This window comes from Streptomyces durhamensis (genome assembly GCF_000725475.1).
Lineage (GTDB): Bacteria > Actinomycetota > Actinomycetes > Streptomycetales > Streptomycetaceae > Streptomyces > Streptomyces filipinensis.
In genome coordinates this window covers 1-14,785 of record NZ_JNXR01000057.1, presented here as the reverse complement: position 1 = coordinate 14,785, position 14,785 = coordinate 1, and the positions used below count along the sequence as shown (strand labels likewise).

Here is a 14,785-nt window from a genome sequence, read left to right as displayed (position 1 = left end):
AGGGCCAGAAGGTCCTCAGCCAGGCCGGATTCCTCAAGCCGTGACCTCGCTCCACGAGACCGACGCCGCGACCGGCCCCCGCACGGGCCGGCCGCGGCGCCGCCGCATCGGCACGGACACCCCACTGCCCCCGGCCAGCGCCGGCATCCTGTTCCGGGACCGGCCAGCCGGCGCCGGCGCCCGTGGTCGCCGGCGCCGCGCGGTGGCAGGCCAGGATCTCCGTCTGCGCCTCGGCGCATCCGTCCGGGCGACGGCCTGAGCGGCGCGGACACCCGCATACCCGGCCTGATCGGGCAGGCGCTCTACCGTGAGTGCCCATGACCCTGAGCATCCGCAACCAGCTCCCCGGCACGGTCACCGCGATCCAGCCGGGCGAGGCCATGGCCACCGTGAGGATCCGTCTGGACGGCGGTCAGGACCTGACCGCGGCGATCACCCTGGAGGCCGTCCGCGACCTCGGCCTGGCAGAGGGCTCCTCGGTGCGGGCCCTGGTGAAGTCCACCGAGGTCTCCCTCGCCACGGCGCCGATCGACCGCGTCTCGATCCGCAACCAGCTGCCGGGCACCGTCACCGGCATCGCGACCGGGGGCGCCATGGCCACGGTGAAGATCGCGATCGAGGGCGGTTCGGTGACCTCGGCCGTCACCAAGGACTCGGCCACCGACCTGGGCCTCGCCCAGGGCGCCTCCGTGGTCGCCCTGATCAAGTCCACGGAGGTGGCGCTGGCGACGGCCTGACACGGCGAGGGCCCCGCCCGGAAACCGGTCGGGGCCCTGCAAGCACCGCTCACTCAGTCCTCGTACGCGTCCAGCGGCGGGCAGGAGCACACCAGGTTGCGGTCGCCGAAGGCCTGGTCGATACGGCGCACCGGCGGCCAGTACTTGTCGGCGGCCGAGACCCCGGCCGGGAAGACGGCCTCCTCACGGCTGTAGGAGTGCGTCCACTCACCGCCGAGCGCGGCAGCGGTGTGCGGGGCGTTGCGCAGCGGGTTGTCCTCCGCCGGCCACTCGCCCGTACCGACCTTCTCGATCTCGGCGCGGATGGCGATCATCGCGTCGCAGAACCGGTCCAGCTCAGCGAGGTCCTCCGACTCGGTCGGCTCGATCATCAGCGTGCCGGCCACCGGGAAGGACATCGTCGGCGCGTGGAAGCCGTAGTCGATCAGGCGCTTGGCCACGTCGTCGACGCTCGCGCCGGTCGACTTGGTCAGCGGACGCAGGTCGATGATGCACTCGTGCGCGACCAGGTTGCCGGGGCCGGTGTAGAGCACCGGGAAGTGCGGCTCCAGGCGCTTGGCGACGTAGTTCGCCGAGAGTACGGCGACCTGCGTGGCGCGCTTGAGGCCCTCGCCGCCCATGAGGCGGACGTACGCCCACGAGATCGGCAGGATGCCCGCGGAGCCCCAGGGGGCGGCCGAGATCGGGCCGACGCCCGTCTCCGGGCCCGCGGCCGGCTGCAGCGGGTGGTTCGGCAGGTACGGCGCCAGGTGCCCGCGGACCGCGACCGGGCCGACGCCGGGACCGCCGCCGCCGTGCGGGATGCAGAAGGTCTTGTGCAGGTTGAGGTGGGAGACGTCACCGCCGAAGTGGCCCGGCTTGGCGAGACCCACCAGGGCGTTGAGGTTGGCGCCGTCGACGTACACCTGACCGCCGGCCTCGTGCACCTGGGCGCAGATGTCGGCGACGTGCTCCTCGAAGACGCCGTGCGTCGACGGGTAGGTGATCATCAGCACCGCCAGCTCGTCGCGGTACTGCTCGATCTTGGCGCGCAGGTCCTCGACGTCGATCTCGCCGTCCTCGGCGGTCTTGACGACGACGACCTTCATGCCGGCCATCACGGCGCTGGCGGCGTTGGTGCCGTGCGCGGAGGACGGGATCAGGCAGACGGTGCGCTGCTCGTCGCCGTTGGCGCGGTGGTAGCCGCGCACCGCCAGCAGGCCAGCCAGCTCGCCCTGGGAACCGGCGTTCGGCTGGAGGGAGACCTTGTCGTAGCCGGTGACCTCGGCGAGACGTTCCTCCAGCTCACGGATGAGCGTGAGGTAGCCCCCGACCTGCTCGGCGGGCGCGAAGGGGTGCAGCTGGCCGAACTCGGGCCAGGTGACCGGCTCCATCTCCGTGGTCGCGTTGAGCTTCATGGTGCAGGAGCCCAGCGGGATCATGCCGCGGTCGAGCGCGTAGTCGCGGTCGGCCAGCCTGCGCAGGTAGCGCAGCATCGCGGTCTCGGAGCGGTGCTGGTGGAAGACCGGGTGGGTCAGGTAGACGTCGGTGCGCAGCAGCGCCTCGGGGAGGGTGTCCTCGGCGGTCGTGTCGAGGGCCTCGATGTCGCCCTCGACGCCGAAGGCGGAGAAGACGGCGGCCAGCTGAGCCCGCTTGGTCGTCTCGTCGCAGGCGAGGGAGACGTGGTCGGCGTCGACGAGCCGCAGGTTGACGCCGCCCGCCCGGGCGGCGGCCACGACCTCGGCGGCCCGGCCGGGCACGCGCGCGGTGAGGGTGTCGAAGTAGGCACCGTGGACGATCTCCACACCGCCGGCCTTCAGGCCCGCGGCGAGGATCGTGGCGTACCGGTGCGTGCGCCGGGCGATGGCCTGCAGGCCCTCCGGCCCGTGGTAGACGGCGTACATGCCGGCCATCACAGCGAGCAGCACCTGCGCCGTGCAGATGTTGCTGGTGGCCTTCTCCCGGCGGATGTGCTGCTCACGAGTCTGCAGCGCGAGCCGGTAGGCCTTGTTGCCGTCCGCGTCGACGGAGACGCCGACCAGGCGGCCGGGCAGGCTGCGCGCGAACTTCTCGTGCACGGCCATGTAGCCCGCGTGCGGACCGCCGAAGCCCATCGGCACACCGAAGCGCTGGGTCGTACCGACGGCGATGTCCGCGCCCAGCTCGCCCGGCGAGGTCAGCAGCGTCAGCGCGAGCAGGTCGGCGGCCACGGTGACCAGGGCGCCCAGCTCGTGCGCCTGGTCGATGACCGGCTTGATGTCCCGTACGGCACCGGAGGCGCCCGGGTACTGGATCAGTACGCCGTTGATCTCGCGCTCGGCGATCTCGGCCGGAATGCCCTCGCTGAGGTCGGCGACGACGACCTCCACACCGGTCGGCTCCGCGCGCGTCTCGATGACGGCGATGGTCTGCGGCAGCGCGTCCGCGTCGATCAGGAACAGGCCCTTCTTGTTCCTGCCCATGCGCCGGGACAGGGACATCGCCTCGGCGGCGGCCGTGCCCTCGTCGAGCAGAGAGGCGCCGGAGGTGGGCAGACCGGTGAGGTCGGCGACCACGGTCTGGAAGTTCAGCAGGGCCTCGAGCCGCCCCTGGGAGATCTCCGGCTGGTACGGCGTGTAGGCGGTGTACCAGGCCGGGTTCTCCATGACGTTGCGCAGGATGACCGGCGGGGTGAAGGTGCCGTAGTAGCCCAGGCCGATCATGGAGTCCAGGACCTGGTTGCGGTCGGCGAGCGAGCGCAGCTCGGCGAGGACCTCGGCCTCGGTGCGGGCGCCCGGCAGGTCGAGGGCGTCGGCGTTCTTGATCACATCCGGGACCGCGGCGGCGGTCAGCTCGTCGAGGGAACCGTAGCCGACGTGCGCGAGCATCTTGGCCCGCGCCTCCTGGTCGGGCCCGATGTGGCGCTGTTCGAAGGGGATACCCGCTTCGAGTTCCGAGAGCGGAATGCGGTGGGCGGTCATTGCGGAGGCCTCCTGGTCTGACGCGACCTTCGAAGGGCACCACGGCGCGGGTGCCCGGACGGCCTCCCCCTCTGTCATCTCAACCTGAGAGCTTCACCGGGTACCCGAGGGCCCCGGCTTTCACCGTCGGTGAGAGCGGAAGCCGTCGACACCCGCCCTGCTTTCCAGAGTGACCTCGTCCGTGCGGTACGTGAGCCTGAGAGATTCCGGGGAGGATTTGCTCCTTCGGCGCCTCCGAGGTGGTCGGAGGACTCTCCCGCACGGGGTCAGCAGCCGCTGTCAGCCTACCAGCGAGGTCAACGCCCGAGCCTTCGAGTGGCCGCCTCCCTGAATGTGCTCTTTCGTAGTGCTTACGGATGTGTTGCGACCAAGTGGAGGGAGAGGGACCGTGCAGACCGAGATCGATCCGCGCAACCTGATCGGCCGCAAGGCGTTCGACCGCACTGGCACCAAGATCGGCACCGTCGACGAGGTCTACCTCGACGACGCGACCGGTGTGCCCGAGTGGGCGGCCATACGCACCGGCCTGTTCTCCCGGGACGCCTTCGTCCCCCTGGAGCCCAGCGAACTGGTCGAAGGCTCCCTCCACGTCCCCTTCGACCGCTCCCTGATCAAGGACGCGCCCGACTTCGGCGTCGGCCGCCACCTCTCCCCCGAGCAGGAACTCCAGCTCTACCACCACTACGGCCTGGACGTGGCCCCACCTCCCGCCGTCCCCGACCACGACTTCGGCAAGCTGGCGGGCTCGGAGGAGGCCTGAGCCCCGGCCGGCGCAACCGCCGCGGGCGGATCGGAGGGACCCGTCACCAACGGCAACGGATCAGCCTGCTCCAGCGCGGGATCGTCGACGGAGAACGTCCGCACCCGCCCCGGCGGGGACTGCGGCGTCTCGAAACGCACGGTCACCCGCCCCAGCCCACTGCCCTGGACCCACCCGGGCCCGTGCTCGGCGTGCCGCACATCCTGCCCGGCGCGCCAGTGCCGTTCGACAGGCTCCGGCCGCTCCACGGCGGCATCGGCCACGGCCTCCTCCGGTACCTCCGCCGCCCGCGCGGGCAGCGCCTGCGCGAACAGGTCCTCCTGCGTGTAGTCGGCGAGCCCGGACACCCCCACGCCCAGCAGCCGTACCCCGCCCGTGGTGTCCACCGAGTCCAGCAGCCGGGCGGCCGCCTCCCGCACGACCGCCGGATCGTCCGTGGGCCCTCTGAGCGTCTCGGAGCGGGTCAGGGTCGAGAAGTCGTACCTGCGGACCTTCAGCACGATGGTGCGCCCCGACAGCCCGGCCTCGCGCAGCCGCCGCACACAGCGGTCGGCGAGCCGCTGCACCTCCAGGCCGATGCGCAGCCGGTCGTGGATGTCCACGTCGTAGGTGTCCTCGACCGACACGGACTTCGCCTCGCGCTCGGCCACCACGGGCCGCTCGTCGCGGGCCAGCGCCATGGCGTACAGCGCGTGCCCGTGCGCCTTGCCCAGCAGCCGGACCAGTTCGTCCTCGCCCGCCTCCGCCAGCTCCCCGACCGTGGTGATCCCGGCTCTGCGCAGATGGTCCCCCGTGGCCGGCCCGACCCCCGGCAGGGTCCGCACCGGCATCGGCCCCAGCAGCGCCCGCTCCGACCCCGGCTCGATGAGCACCAGGCCGTCCGGCTTGGCCTGCTCGGAGGCGATCTTGGCGAGCATCTTGGAGGCCGCGAGCCCCACCGACCCGGTGAGTCCGGTGACCGCCCGGATGTCCGCGCGCAGCTTGGTCCCGGCCAGCCGCGCCGACCGCGCGTCCTCGGCCGTCCCGCCGGCCTCCAGGTCCACGAACGCCTCGTCCAGGCTGAGCGGCTCCACCAGCGGTGACAGCTCCCGCAGCAGCGCCATCACCTGCTCACTGATGGACCGGTACACGCTGAAGCGCGGCACCAGATAGGCGGCATTGGGCGCCAGCCGGCGGGCCTGGGCCATGGGCATCGCCGAGTGCACCCCGAAGACCCGCGCCTCGTACGACGCCGTGGCCACCACTCCGCGTGGCCCGAGGCCGCCCACGACGACCGCCTTCCCGCGCAGGCTCGGCTTGGATGCCTGCTCCACCGAGGCGTAGAAGGCATCCATGTCGAGATGCAGGATCGTGGGCGCGTTTCTCACATCTCCGATGCTGCACCACGGCACTGACAACGCCGTGGTGCTGGAGGGCGCCCGGTGTGCCCGGAGGTCAGACCGCCCGGTTGCGGCGCCGCGCCAGCTCGTCCGCGGGGTTGTTCCCGACGAGGGTCTCGCCCGTGTCGATGCGCTCGCCGTGCAGCTGGGAGAGCGCGCTTTCCACGTCCCGCCACACCACTCCCACGGCGATGCCGAAGATGCCCTGGCCGCCCTGGAGAAGGGCGTGGACCTCGTCGGGCGAGGTGCACTCGTAGACCGTGGCACCGTCGCTCATCAAGGTCATCCGCTCCAGATCGCAGAAACCGCGTTCCCTGAGGTGCTGCACGGCCGTGCGGATGTTCTGCAGCGAGACCCCGGTGTCCAGGAACCGCTTCACGATCTTCAGGACGACCACGTCCCGGAAGCTGTACAGCCGCTGGGTGCCCGACCCGTGGGCGGGCCGCACGCTCGGCTCGACCAGGCCGGTGCGCGCCCAGTAGTCGAGCTGCCGGTAGGTGATCCCCGCCGCCGCACAGGCCGTCGGCCCGCGGTAACCGATCTCTTCCGACGTCATGGACGCCGCCCCTCCGCCGTTCGGCACTGCCGTCGGCCGTTGCGGAGCGTGATCCACCGCGCTGCTGTGAACCGGGTACGGACCGCTCTCCCCGAAACCGCGCACGGGGGCACCCCCAGCCGTACCGTCGCCGCTGGTTCTCACGCCGACCTCCGTCCTTGACCTGCCTTCACGACGGTAGGCAGTCACCAGGGGTGCGTCAACGATCGCCACACTCGGCACGCCGAGTGATAATCACCCTAGGAGTGGTTTCCCGTGTCCCACCGCGGGGAAAGGCTAGCCGAATGCACTCGGGGAAGGCCGTAGGACGCCCTTACTGGCCGGTGGCACATGCCCGCCTCACCAGGGCCGGCGCCCGCCGGCCCGTCGCGGTCACTGGCTGCTGGTGCCGAAGTCCTCGGGCGAGATCTGGTCGAGGAACTCGCGGAACTTCTCCACCTCGTCCTCCTGCTCGTCCGGAATGGCGATGCCGGCGTCGTCCAGCACCGTGTCGCTGCCATAGATCGGCGTGCCGGTGCGCAGGGCCAGCGCTATGGCATCGGAGGGGCGGGCGCTGACCTCGACGCCGCTGGCGAAGACCAGCTCCGCGTAGAAGACGCCTTCCCGCAGATCGGTGATGCGTACCTCGGTCAGCTCCTGGCCGACGGCCTCCAGCACGTCCTTGAACAGGTCGTGGGTCAGCGGCCTGGCGGGGGCCATGCCCTGCTGGGCGAAGGCGATCGCCGTCGCCTCCCCCGGCCCGATCCAGATGGGGAGGTAACGGTCGCCTCCCACTTCGCGCAGGAGCACGATCGGTTGGTTGGAGGGCATTTCGACCCGGACACCTACGACATCGAGCTCGTTCACACAGCAACCCTAGGCCGTGCCCGGGATGTTTGGGTAGTCGGGCCGGGAACAGGTGGCCGATCCGGCACCCCGAACCGCCGGCGCTCAGGGCAGCCGCACGCCCAGAGCGGTCTGCACCAGTGCCGCGTGCAGCTTCATGGTGAGCGCCGCCAGCTCCTTCGCACGGGCCTCGGCATGAGCCCTGGTCTGCGGGTTGCGATGGCGCCTGAGCGGGGCGACCACCTGGTCGACGAGTCCGGCCTCGCGGTCGGCGGCGGCCTTCATCACCCGAAGGTGGCGCGGCTCGATCCCGAACCGGCCCAGTTCGGCGACGAGGGAGGCCACGGTGACGGCCTCGGCGTCGTACACCCCGCCCTCCAGGGGAGCGATGAGGCCGTACGACTCCCACTCCTTCAGAGCGCTCTCGTCGATCTCCGCGGCCGCCAGCAGCTCGTCCCTGCCCACGCGGGCCACCGTGCGCTCCCCGGGCGGCTCGGCGACGTCCTCCGCGGTGCGCTGACGCCCCACGACGGGCAGCGGGACGGCCTCGCCCCGCTCTATCGCGTCCAGCCGCTCACGGATCACCTTGAGCGGCAGATAGTGGTCCCGCTGCATCCTCAGCACATGAGCCAGGCGTTCGACATCCCCGGCGCTGAACTTTCGGTACCCCGACGGGGTCCGCTGCGGCTCGATGAGCCCCTCGGACTCCAAAAAGCGGATCTTGGAGATGGTGACTTCGGGAAACTCGTCGCGCAGCACGTTCAGCACCGTGCCGATGCTCATCAGCCTGTCCCTGGCGGCGGTACCGCTTCCGGCACCGCCGCTCGGTGTTTGAAGCATGGACCTTCCCTGGGAATCCCCCCGGACGCCGGTCCGGGGGCGGGTCAGATGCCCTGCCGGCTCGCGTAGAACACCAGCCGGTACTTGCCGATCTGCACCTCGTCACCGTTCGACAGAGCGACCTGGTCGATCCGCTCGCGGTTGACGTACGTGCCGTTCAGACTGCCCACGTCCGCCACGGTGAACGAGCCGTCCGGCGAGCGCCGGAACTCCACATGCCGGCGCGAGACCGTGACGTCGTCCAGGAAGATGTCGCTCTGCGGATGCCGGCCGGCCGTGGTCAGGTCGCTGTCCAGCAGGAAGCGGCTGCCCGAGTTCGGTCCCCGGCGCACCACCAGCAGCGCCGAACCCAGCGGCAGCGCGTCCACCGCAGCCTGCGCCTCCGGCGACAGCATCGGCATCTGCGTCTGACCGGTCACCTCGGCGTCGTAGGCCTCGAGACCGGAGATCGAGATCGTGGACGTCGTCTCGGAGGCACGCTCCGGCGCCACTCCCGGGCGCAGCGGCGCGCCACAGTTGGAGCAGAAGCGCGCGTTCTCCGCATTGCGGTTACCGCACCTCGTACACACCAGGGCCGACATGGACGGATCCTCCTGCTGCGGCTGCCCCGCAGGGGCGTTGGACGCGTACGGACCGGGGGCGTATCCCCCGCCCGCACCTGAGGCTGACGGTTGCCCGAAACCTATGCCGCCGGACTGGGCAGGGTCAACCGACGCCCCGTTCTGACCTCCGGAAATGTCACCGCCCGGACCAGCGACCTGGTCCCGGAACAGCGGGCGCTGGCCCTCCGCGTCAGGCTGTGCGCGATGCCGGGCGGTCGCGTTGCCGCTGCCCTCTCGTGCGCTCTTGCCGAACAACTTCGCAAACAACTTCACGGGCGATTCCCCTTGACCGAAACAGACCCGCCCGTGGGGCAGGACGAACCCTGATTGCCTACACCGGCCGAGCCGGACATTCTCACAACGTCCGTATCCACCAGACAGTTTCCACCACGCGCCACCCCTTCGGTGCGCCGACCCCCCGCAACCTCATGCCCCTGCCGGACGTCCCCCATGCACCACCGGTTCACTGCGAGGACGACCGAGCGTAGTCAGGCCGCTTCGCCTGTCGCAAGGCGTCAACAACGATCTTGTCCGACTGCTCGACGGTCGCCGTGGCCTGCTCCTTCTCCAGCGTCTGCACCACGCCGCCCGGAATGTTCAACGCCGGCTCCAGGTCCTGCGGCTTGCCGATGACCTTGAAACGATAGGGAGCGTTGATCTTGTTCCCGTCGACGGCGACACTCTTGCCGGAGTCCGTGAAGTAGCTGCCCGCCACCACCCGTACCCCGTTGACCTGGATCGCCTCCGCACCGGCCGCGCGCAACTCCTGGATCGCGTCGAGCAGCATGTCCGCCTTGACCGTCCCCTTCGTGTCCTCGACCGTCATCGTGATGCCGGGACCCTGCGCCGCCACGGTGCCCGCCAGAATGCCGAGTTGCTTCTCCTTCTCGGCCGTCTGCTTGCGGGCCTCCGCGGCCTGGTCGGAGCTGCTCTGCAGTTCCTGGCGCTGTTTTTCGAGTCCCTGCTTCTCGTCATCAAGACGCTGAGTGCGCGAATCCAGTTCATCGAGGATGCGAACAAGATCTTCCTGGCGCGCGCCGCGCAGCGCGCTGTCGCTGTCGCTGTTGGACGCCACCTGCACCGCCAGGCCGAAGCCCAGGCCGAACAGCAGCAGGGCGACGATGAGTTGGGCCCGGGTGACTCGCGGCGGCCACAGCCCCTTGACCAGCCGCTGCCGGCCGGTCAGCGGCTCCTGCGCCGCCGGCTCGGGCGCCGGCTCCGGTGCCCGAGCGGGCACCTCCTGGGGCAGCTCCTTGCGCAGCCTGTTCTCAGGCCTGTCCGGTCCGCCCGGAATATCCGACTTATCCCGGCTATCCGGCTGCTCGTTGTGCTCGTTGTGTTCGCTCATCGATCTCACGCCCGGAACACGTGGCGCCGGATCGCCGCGGCGTTGGAGAAGATCCGGATACCAAGAACCACGACGACACCCGTGGACAGCTGCGCACCGACGCCCAACTTGTCACCGAGGAAGACGATCAAGGCGGCGACGACGACGTTCGACAGGAACGACACGACGAAGACCTTGTCGTCGAAGATGCCGTCGAGCATGGCCCGCACGCCACCGAACACGGCGTCCAGCGCCGCCACGACGGCAATCGGCAGATAAGGCTCGACGACCGCCGGAACCTCGGGCCGGACCAACAGGCCGGCCACGACTCCCACGACGAGGCCCAGTACGGCGATCACGATGTGCCCTTCTCAGTCTTCTCGGTGCTCGGCTGTGCTATACGTACGATCACACTCGGTGCGGCGGGCAACCGAAGGTCACCCTCGGTGGAGATGGTGGCGCGGATACCGAAGTCCTGCTCCAACGCGTGCAGGTACAAGCCGTCGGCGCTGTTCTGGAACGCGTCGCCCAACCTGCTCCCGTCTCCCACCGCCAGCACGGTGTACGGCGGCACCAGCGGCCTGTTGTCGACCAGTATCGCGTCCCCCGCGGCCCTTATCGCGGACAGAGCGGTCAGCCGCTGCCCGTTGACGGAGACGGCCTCCGCGCCCGACTCCCACAGCCCGTTGACCACGCGCTGCATGTCCCGGTCACGCACACGCCCGGTGTCGGAGAACCCCGACGTCTCCCGGGGGTTCGTGCCGTCACCGCCGGAGCTGGCCTCCTTGGCGTCGTTCACGACGAGCTTGACCCCCGGCCCGTGGACCGCGGTGGCACCCGACAGCACCTCCACCAGGTCCGCCCGCGCACCACCGCCACTCGACTTCAGCGCCGCCCGCTGGCGTGCACCGACCTCGTCCCGGAGCTGGTCGACGGTGCCCTCCAGCTTGTCCGCGGCCGCGGTCTCGCTGTCGATGCGGTCGATCAGCTCCTGGTGCTCCTTCGCCACCACGGGCGCCGCCGCCCGCGTCTGGGCCGCCCCGACGGTCACGACCAGCGCCGCGAGCACGAGCCCCGCCGCAAGGCCCAGCTTCGCCCGCAGGGTCCTGGGCAGCCCGCCCTCGCCCTGGGACTTCTTCCGGGCGGCGGCCTCGGCATACCCGTCGTCGAGGCTGTGGTCCATGACGTTGGTGATCAACGACATGGAGGCGTCCGGGCGCTGCGGCCGCGCCGGGCTGCTCCGAACGGGGGGTTGCTGCGGCATGCCGCACATCGTCGCATGTCGCGCCCGGTACCTCCGAATGGCCCCACCGGCGTGCCGGACAGGCCCCCTTGGGGACACTTGTCCGGCACGCGCGCGTGCGTGGGTTTTGCCGCCCGGTGACGCGCCCCGCCTTACCGCCCGGCGCTGTCCACGACGGCCGACCACTCATCGAGCAGGGCCTGCGCCGAGGCGTCGTCGGGCCCCTCGGCCCACAGATGGGTGACGGCCTCGGCCGGGTCGGGCAGCACCATCACCCAGCGCCCGTCCGTCTCCACCACCCGCACACCGTCGGTCGTGTCGACAAAGCGATCCCCGGCCTCCTCGACCACCCGCCGCATGACCAGACCCTTGACCGCCCACGGTGTGGCCAGGTCCCGCTTGAGGACATGGGCCCGCGGGATCCGCGCGTCGATCTGGCTCAAGGTGAGCTGGGTGCGCGCGACCAGCCCGATCAGCCGTACGAAGGCCGCCGTGCCGTCGTAGACGCTGCTGAACTCGGGGACGATGAACCCGCCCTTGCCGTCACCGCCGAAGATGGTGCCCTCCTCGCCGCCCACGCGCGTGAGGTCGTCGGGCGAGGTCGTCGTCCACTCGACCTGGGTGCCGTGGTAGGCCGCCACCTGCTCGGCGATCCGGGTCGTGGTCACCGGCAGCGCCACCCGCCCGCTGCGCCGCTCGGCGGCCACCAGGTCCAGCATCACCAGCAGCGCCCGGTCGTCCTCGATGATCCGGCCCTTCTCGTCCACGAGCGAAAGCCGCTCGCCCACGGGGTCGAACCGGACACCGAACGCGGCCCCCGAGGACGCCACTATCTCGCCCAGCCGCACCAGACCGTTGCGCCGCATCTCGGCCGTCTCCGTGGGCCGGGACTCGTCGAGACCGGGATTGATCGTCAGGGAGTCCACACCGAGCTTGCCGAGCAGGCTCGGCAGCACGAGCCCTGCGCTGCCGTTGGACGCGTCGACGACGACCTTCAGACCGGACTCGGCGATCCCGGTCGTGTCGACGTTCCGCAGCAACGACCCGGTGTACGAGTCGAAGACACTCGCCGGGAAGTACAGGTCGCCGATCTCACCGGGGAACGCCCGCCGGTACTCCTGCCGCGCGAACACCCGGTCCAGCTTGCGCTGGCTGCCCTGCGACAGGTCGGCACCGTTTCCGTCGAAGAACATGATGTCGACCGAGTCCGGCACACCGGGCGAGGTACGGATCATGATGCCGCCGGCACTGCCCCGCGCGGTCTGCTGCCGGGCCACGGGCAGCGGCACGTTCTCCAGGTCGCGTACGTCGATGGCGCTGGCCTGCAGCGCCGAGATGACCGCCCGCTTGAGCGCCCGGGCACCTCGGGAGTGGTCGCGGGCCGTGGTGACCGTGGAGCCCTTCTTCAGCGTCGTGGCGTAGGCGCCGGCCAGCCGCACGGCCAGTTCCGGCGTGATCTCCACGTTCAGGATGCCGGACACACCCCGGGCACCGAACAGATGGGCCTGCCCTCTGGACTCCCAGATGACGGAGGTGTTGACGAAGGCACCGGCCTCGATGGTCTTGAACGGATAGACGCGGACGTTGCCCTGAACGATCGATTCCTCACCGATCAGGCACTCGTCGCCGATGACCGCGCCGTCCTCGATCCGCGCGGCACGCATGATGTCGGTGTTCTTGCCGACGACACAGCCGCGCAGATTGCTGTGCTGCCCCACGTACACGTTGTCGTGCACGACGGCCTTGTGCAGGAAGGCCCCGCTCTTGACGACGACGTTCGAGCCGACGACCGTGTGCTCGCGGATTTCCGCGCCGGCCTCGACCTTCGCGTAGTCGCCGATGTACAGCGGTCCGCGCAGTACGGCGTCGGGATGCACCTCGGCGCCTTCCGCCACCCACACACCGGGGGAGATCTCGAAGCCGTCGATGTCGACGTTGACCTTGGCTTCGAGCACGTCGGCCTGAGCCTTCACGTAGCTCTCGTGGGTGCCGACGTCCTCCCAGTAGCCTTCGGCGACATAGCCGTAGATCGGCTTGCCTTCCTTCATCAACTGCGGGAACACGTCGCCGGACCAGTCGACCGGAACATCGGGTTCGACGTAGCTGAACACCTCGGGCTCCATCACATAGATGCCCGTGTTGACCGTGTCGGAGAAGACCTGCCCCCAGGTCGGCTTCTCCAGGAAGCGCTCGACCTTGCCTTCCTCGTCGACGATCGTGATGCCGAACTCCAGCGGATTGGGCACGCGGGTCAGACAGACGGTGACCAGCGCGCCCTTCTCCTTGTGGAAATTGATCAGCTCGGTGAGGTCGAAGTCGGTCAGGGCATCACCGGAGATGACGAGGAAGGCATCGTCCTTCAACGCCTCTTCGGCGTTCTTGACGCTTCCGGCGGTACCGAGTGGCTTCTCCTCATTGGCATAGGTGAGCTCCATTCCGAGCTCTTCGCCGTCACCGAAGTAGTTCTTGACGAGCGATGCCAGGAACTGGACGGTGACCACGGTCTCGGTGAGCCCGTGCCTTTTGAGCAGCCGTAGCACATGCTCCATGATCGGGCGGTTGGCCACGGGCAGGAGCGGCTTGGGCATGCTAGAGGTCATGGGGCGCAGGCGGGTGCCTTCGCCCCCGGCCATCACGACGGCCTTCATGTCGGAAGCGTCCTCCTCCAAGAGACGACGGTCTAGCCGACTTCACCCGTCCAGATTGTCCCGCACTTTTCCACCGCGGGCCATCGAGGCGTAACGTCCGGACAATCGCCGAGCTCAATCGGCCATGGCGTCCGCCCGAACCAAACGGCGGACTTGTACCACGTAGAGCACTCCTGCCCACCAGTAGAGGGTTGTACCCCAACCAGCGAACGCCCATCCGAAAACAGAGGCGACTGACGCGATCCAGGTGTGGCCGTCGCTGAGGAGTAGCAGCGGGAAGGCGTACATCAGGTTGAAGGTGGCGGCCTTCCCGAGGAAGTTCACCTGCGGCGGCGGATACCCGTGCCGGCGGAGGATGCCCACCATCACCAGGAGCATCAGCTCTCGCGCCAGCAGGAGGGCGGTCAGCCAGACCGGGAGGATCTCCCGCCAGGTGAGGCCGACCAGCGTGGAGAGTACGTACAGCCGGTCGGCAGCGGGATCGAGGAGCCGGCCGAGGTTGCTGATCTGGTTCCAGCGCCGGGCGAGCTTGCCGTCCAGATAGTCACTGATCCCGCTGAAAGCCAGCACGAGAAGAGCCCAGCCGTCGCTCTTCGGGCCCCCGAACTCGGGCCTGAGGATCAACCACAGGAAGACGGGTACGCCGACGAGCCGTGCCATGCTGAGGATGTTGGGGATGGTGAGGACCCGGTCTGTCTGGACACGGGTCTCCTGGACCTCCACCCGGGGGCCTCCTGTGCGAAACGAGCCAACGATGCCCCCTGACCCTACCTCAACGCAAAAAAGCTCCGGCCCCTGGGCAGTGCCCAAGAGCCGGAGCTTTAAAAGGAGTTCGGCGGCGTCCTACTCTCCCACAGGGTCCCCCCTGCAGTACCATCGGCGCTGTGAGGCTTAGCTTCCGGGTTCGGAATGTAACCGGGCGTTTCCCT

At 69.7% G+C, this 14,785-nt stretch carries 13 protein-coding genes, 1 rRNA gene, 1 pseudogene and 1 riboswitch; of the genes and pseudogenes, 3 read left to right on the top strand and 12 right to left on the bottom strand.

Annotation, left to right across the window (positions count from 1 at the left end):
• Both IO33_RS51930 and IO33_RS0141505 read left to right on the top strand, forming a co-directional pair.
• Positions 1 to 259, top strand: a pseudogene (locus tag IO33_RS51930) (hypothetical protein); the annotation flags it as partial.
• A gap of 58 nt (positions 260 to 317) precedes the next feature.
• Complete coding sequence (locus tag IO33_RS0141505; protein WP_031174269.1) at positions 318 to 737, top strand: TOBE domain-containing protein; 420 nt, start codon at positions 318 to 320, stop codon at positions 735 to 737.
• Positions 738 to 790: 53 nt separating this feature from the next.
• On the opposite strand, the gene gcvP is transcribed toward IO33_RS0141505, so the two are convergent.
• Positions 791 to 3,676, bottom strand: coding sequence for an aminomethyl-transferring glycine dehydrogenase (gene gcvP / locus IO33_RS0141500; protein WP_031174268.1), 2,886 nt, complete (start codon positions 3,674 to 3,676; stop codon positions 791 to 793).
• Between the two features lie 174 nt (positions 3,677 to 3,850).
• Positions 3,851 to 3,945: riboswitch (glycine riboswitch) on the bottom strand.
• Between the two features lie 119 nt (positions 3,946 to 4,064).
• Between gcvP and IO33_RS0141495 the strand changes: the two genes are divergently transcribed.
• The gene (locus IO33_RS0141495; RefSeq protein WP_031174267.1) at positions 4,065 to 4,436 is read left to right on the top strand and encodes a PRC-barrel domain-containing protein; all 372 of its coding nucleotides are present in this window, start codon (positions 4,065 to 4,067) and stop codon (positions 4,434 to 4,436) included.
• Here the strand turns inward: IO33_RS0141495 and IO33_RS0141490 are convergent.
• From IO33_RS0141490 to rrf, 11 genes are all read right to left on the bottom strand, one after another.
• Positions 4,358 to 5,803, bottom strand: coding sequence for a DNA polymerase IV (locus IO33_RS0141490; protein ID WP_031174266.1), 1,446 nt, complete (start codon positions 5,801 to 5,803; stop codon positions 4,358 to 4,360). The two genes, IO33_RS0141495 and IO33_RS0141490, sit on opposite strands and share 79 nt — an antisense overlap.
• Before the next feature lie 67 nt (positions 5,804 to 5,870).
• Positions 5,871 to 6,515: a MerR family transcriptional regulator gene (locus IO33_RS0141485; RefSeq protein ID WP_078964159.1), complete on the bottom strand. Its 645-nt coding sequence runs from the start codon at positions 6,513 to 6,515 to the stop codon at positions 5,871 to 5,873.
• Between the two features lie 228 nt (positions 6,516 to 6,743).
• Positions 6,744 to 7,217 (bottom strand): bifunctional nuclease family protein, encoded by a 474-nt coding sequence (locus IO33_RS0141480; RefSeq protein ID WP_026253112.1) that lies wholly within the window; start codon positions 7,215 to 7,217, stop codon positions 6,744 to 6,746.
• 84 nt (positions 7,218 to 7,301) lie between these two features.
• Positions 7,302 to 8,036: a transcriptional regulator FtsR gene (ftsR, locus tag IO33_RS0141475; protein WP_031174264.1), complete on the bottom strand. Its 735-nt coding sequence runs from the start codon at positions 8,034 to 8,036 to the stop codon at positions 7,302 to 7,304.
• A 44-nt stretch (positions 8,037 to 8,080) separates the two neighbouring features.
• Positions 8,081 to 8,911 carry a zinc-ribbon and FHA domain-containing protein gene (locus IO33_RS48805; RefSeq protein WP_209439017.1) on the bottom strand — a complete coding sequence of 277 codons (831 nt, stop codon included), beginning with the start codon at positions 8,909 to 8,911 and terminating at the stop codon, positions 8,081 to 8,083.
• A gap of 190 nt (positions 8,912 to 9,101) precedes the next feature.
• On the bottom strand, positions 9,102 to 9,986 hold the full coding sequence (locus tag IO33_RS0141465; RefSeq protein ID WP_037687351.1) for a DUF881 domain-containing protein: 885 nt from the start codon (positions 9,984 to 9,986) through the stop codon (positions 9,102 to 9,104).
• Between the two features lie 5 nt (positions 9,987 to 9,991).
• Positions 9,992 to 10,324, bottom strand: coding sequence for a small basic family protein (locus IO33_RS0141460; protein ID WP_031174261.1), 333 nt, complete (start codon positions 10,322 to 10,324; stop codon positions 9,992 to 9,994).
• Entirely contained in the window at positions 10,321 to 11,238 is a 918-nt protein-coding gene (locus IO33_RS0141455; protein WP_107069509.1) for a DUF881 domain-containing protein, read from the bottom strand. Before IO33_RS0141455 ends, IO33_RS0141460 begins: the two co-directional genes overlap by 4 nt.
• A 122-nt stretch (positions 11,239 to 11,360) precedes the next feature.
• Positions 11,361 to 13,856 carry a mannose-1-phosphate guanyltransferase gene (locus IO33_RS0141450; RefSeq protein ID WP_031174259.1) on the bottom strand — a complete coding sequence of 832 codons (2,496 nt, stop codon included), beginning with the start codon at positions 13,854 to 13,856 and terminating at the stop codon, positions 11,361 to 11,363.
• Positions 13,857 to 13,970: 114 nt separating this feature from the next.
• On the bottom strand, positions 13,971 to 14,579 hold the full coding sequence (clsA, locus tag IO33_RS0141445; protein ID WP_031174258.1) for a cardiolipin synthase ClsA: 609 nt from the start codon (positions 14,577 to 14,579) through the stop codon (positions 13,971 to 13,973).
• A gap of 107 nt (positions 14,580 to 14,686) precedes the next feature.
• Positions 14,687 to 14,785, bottom strand: a 5S ribosomal RNA gene (gene rrf, locus IO33_RS46415); the annotation flags it as partial.

What these genes read in the sequence shown, in the direction of transcription:
- IO33_RS0141505 (WP_031174269.1), top strand. Translation starts at nt 318, where the DNA reads ATGACCCTGAGCATCCGCAACCAGCTCCCCGGCACGGTCACCGCGATC.
- gcvP (WP_031174268.1), bottom strand. Translation starts at nt 3,676, where the DNA reads ATGACCGCCCACCGCATTCCGCTCTCGGAACTCGAAGCGGGTATCCCC.
- ftsR (WP_031174264.1), bottom strand. Translation starts at nt 8,036, where the DNA reads ATGCTTCAAACACCGAGCGGCGGTGCCGGAAGCGGTACCGCCGCCAGG.
- IO33_RS0141465 (WP_037687351.1), bottom strand. Translation starts at nt 9,986, where the DNA reads ATGAGCGAACACAACGAGCACAACGAGCAGCCGGATAGCCGGGATAAG.
- IO33_RS0141455 (WP_107069509.1), bottom strand. Translation starts at nt 11,238, where the DNA reads ATGTGCGGCATGCCGCAGCAACCCCCCGTTCGGAGCAGCCCGGCGCGG.
- IO33_RS0141450 (WP_031174259.1), bottom strand. Translation starts at nt 13,856, where the DNA reads ATGAAGGCCGTCGTGATGGCCGGGGGCGAAGGCACCCGCCTGCGCCCC.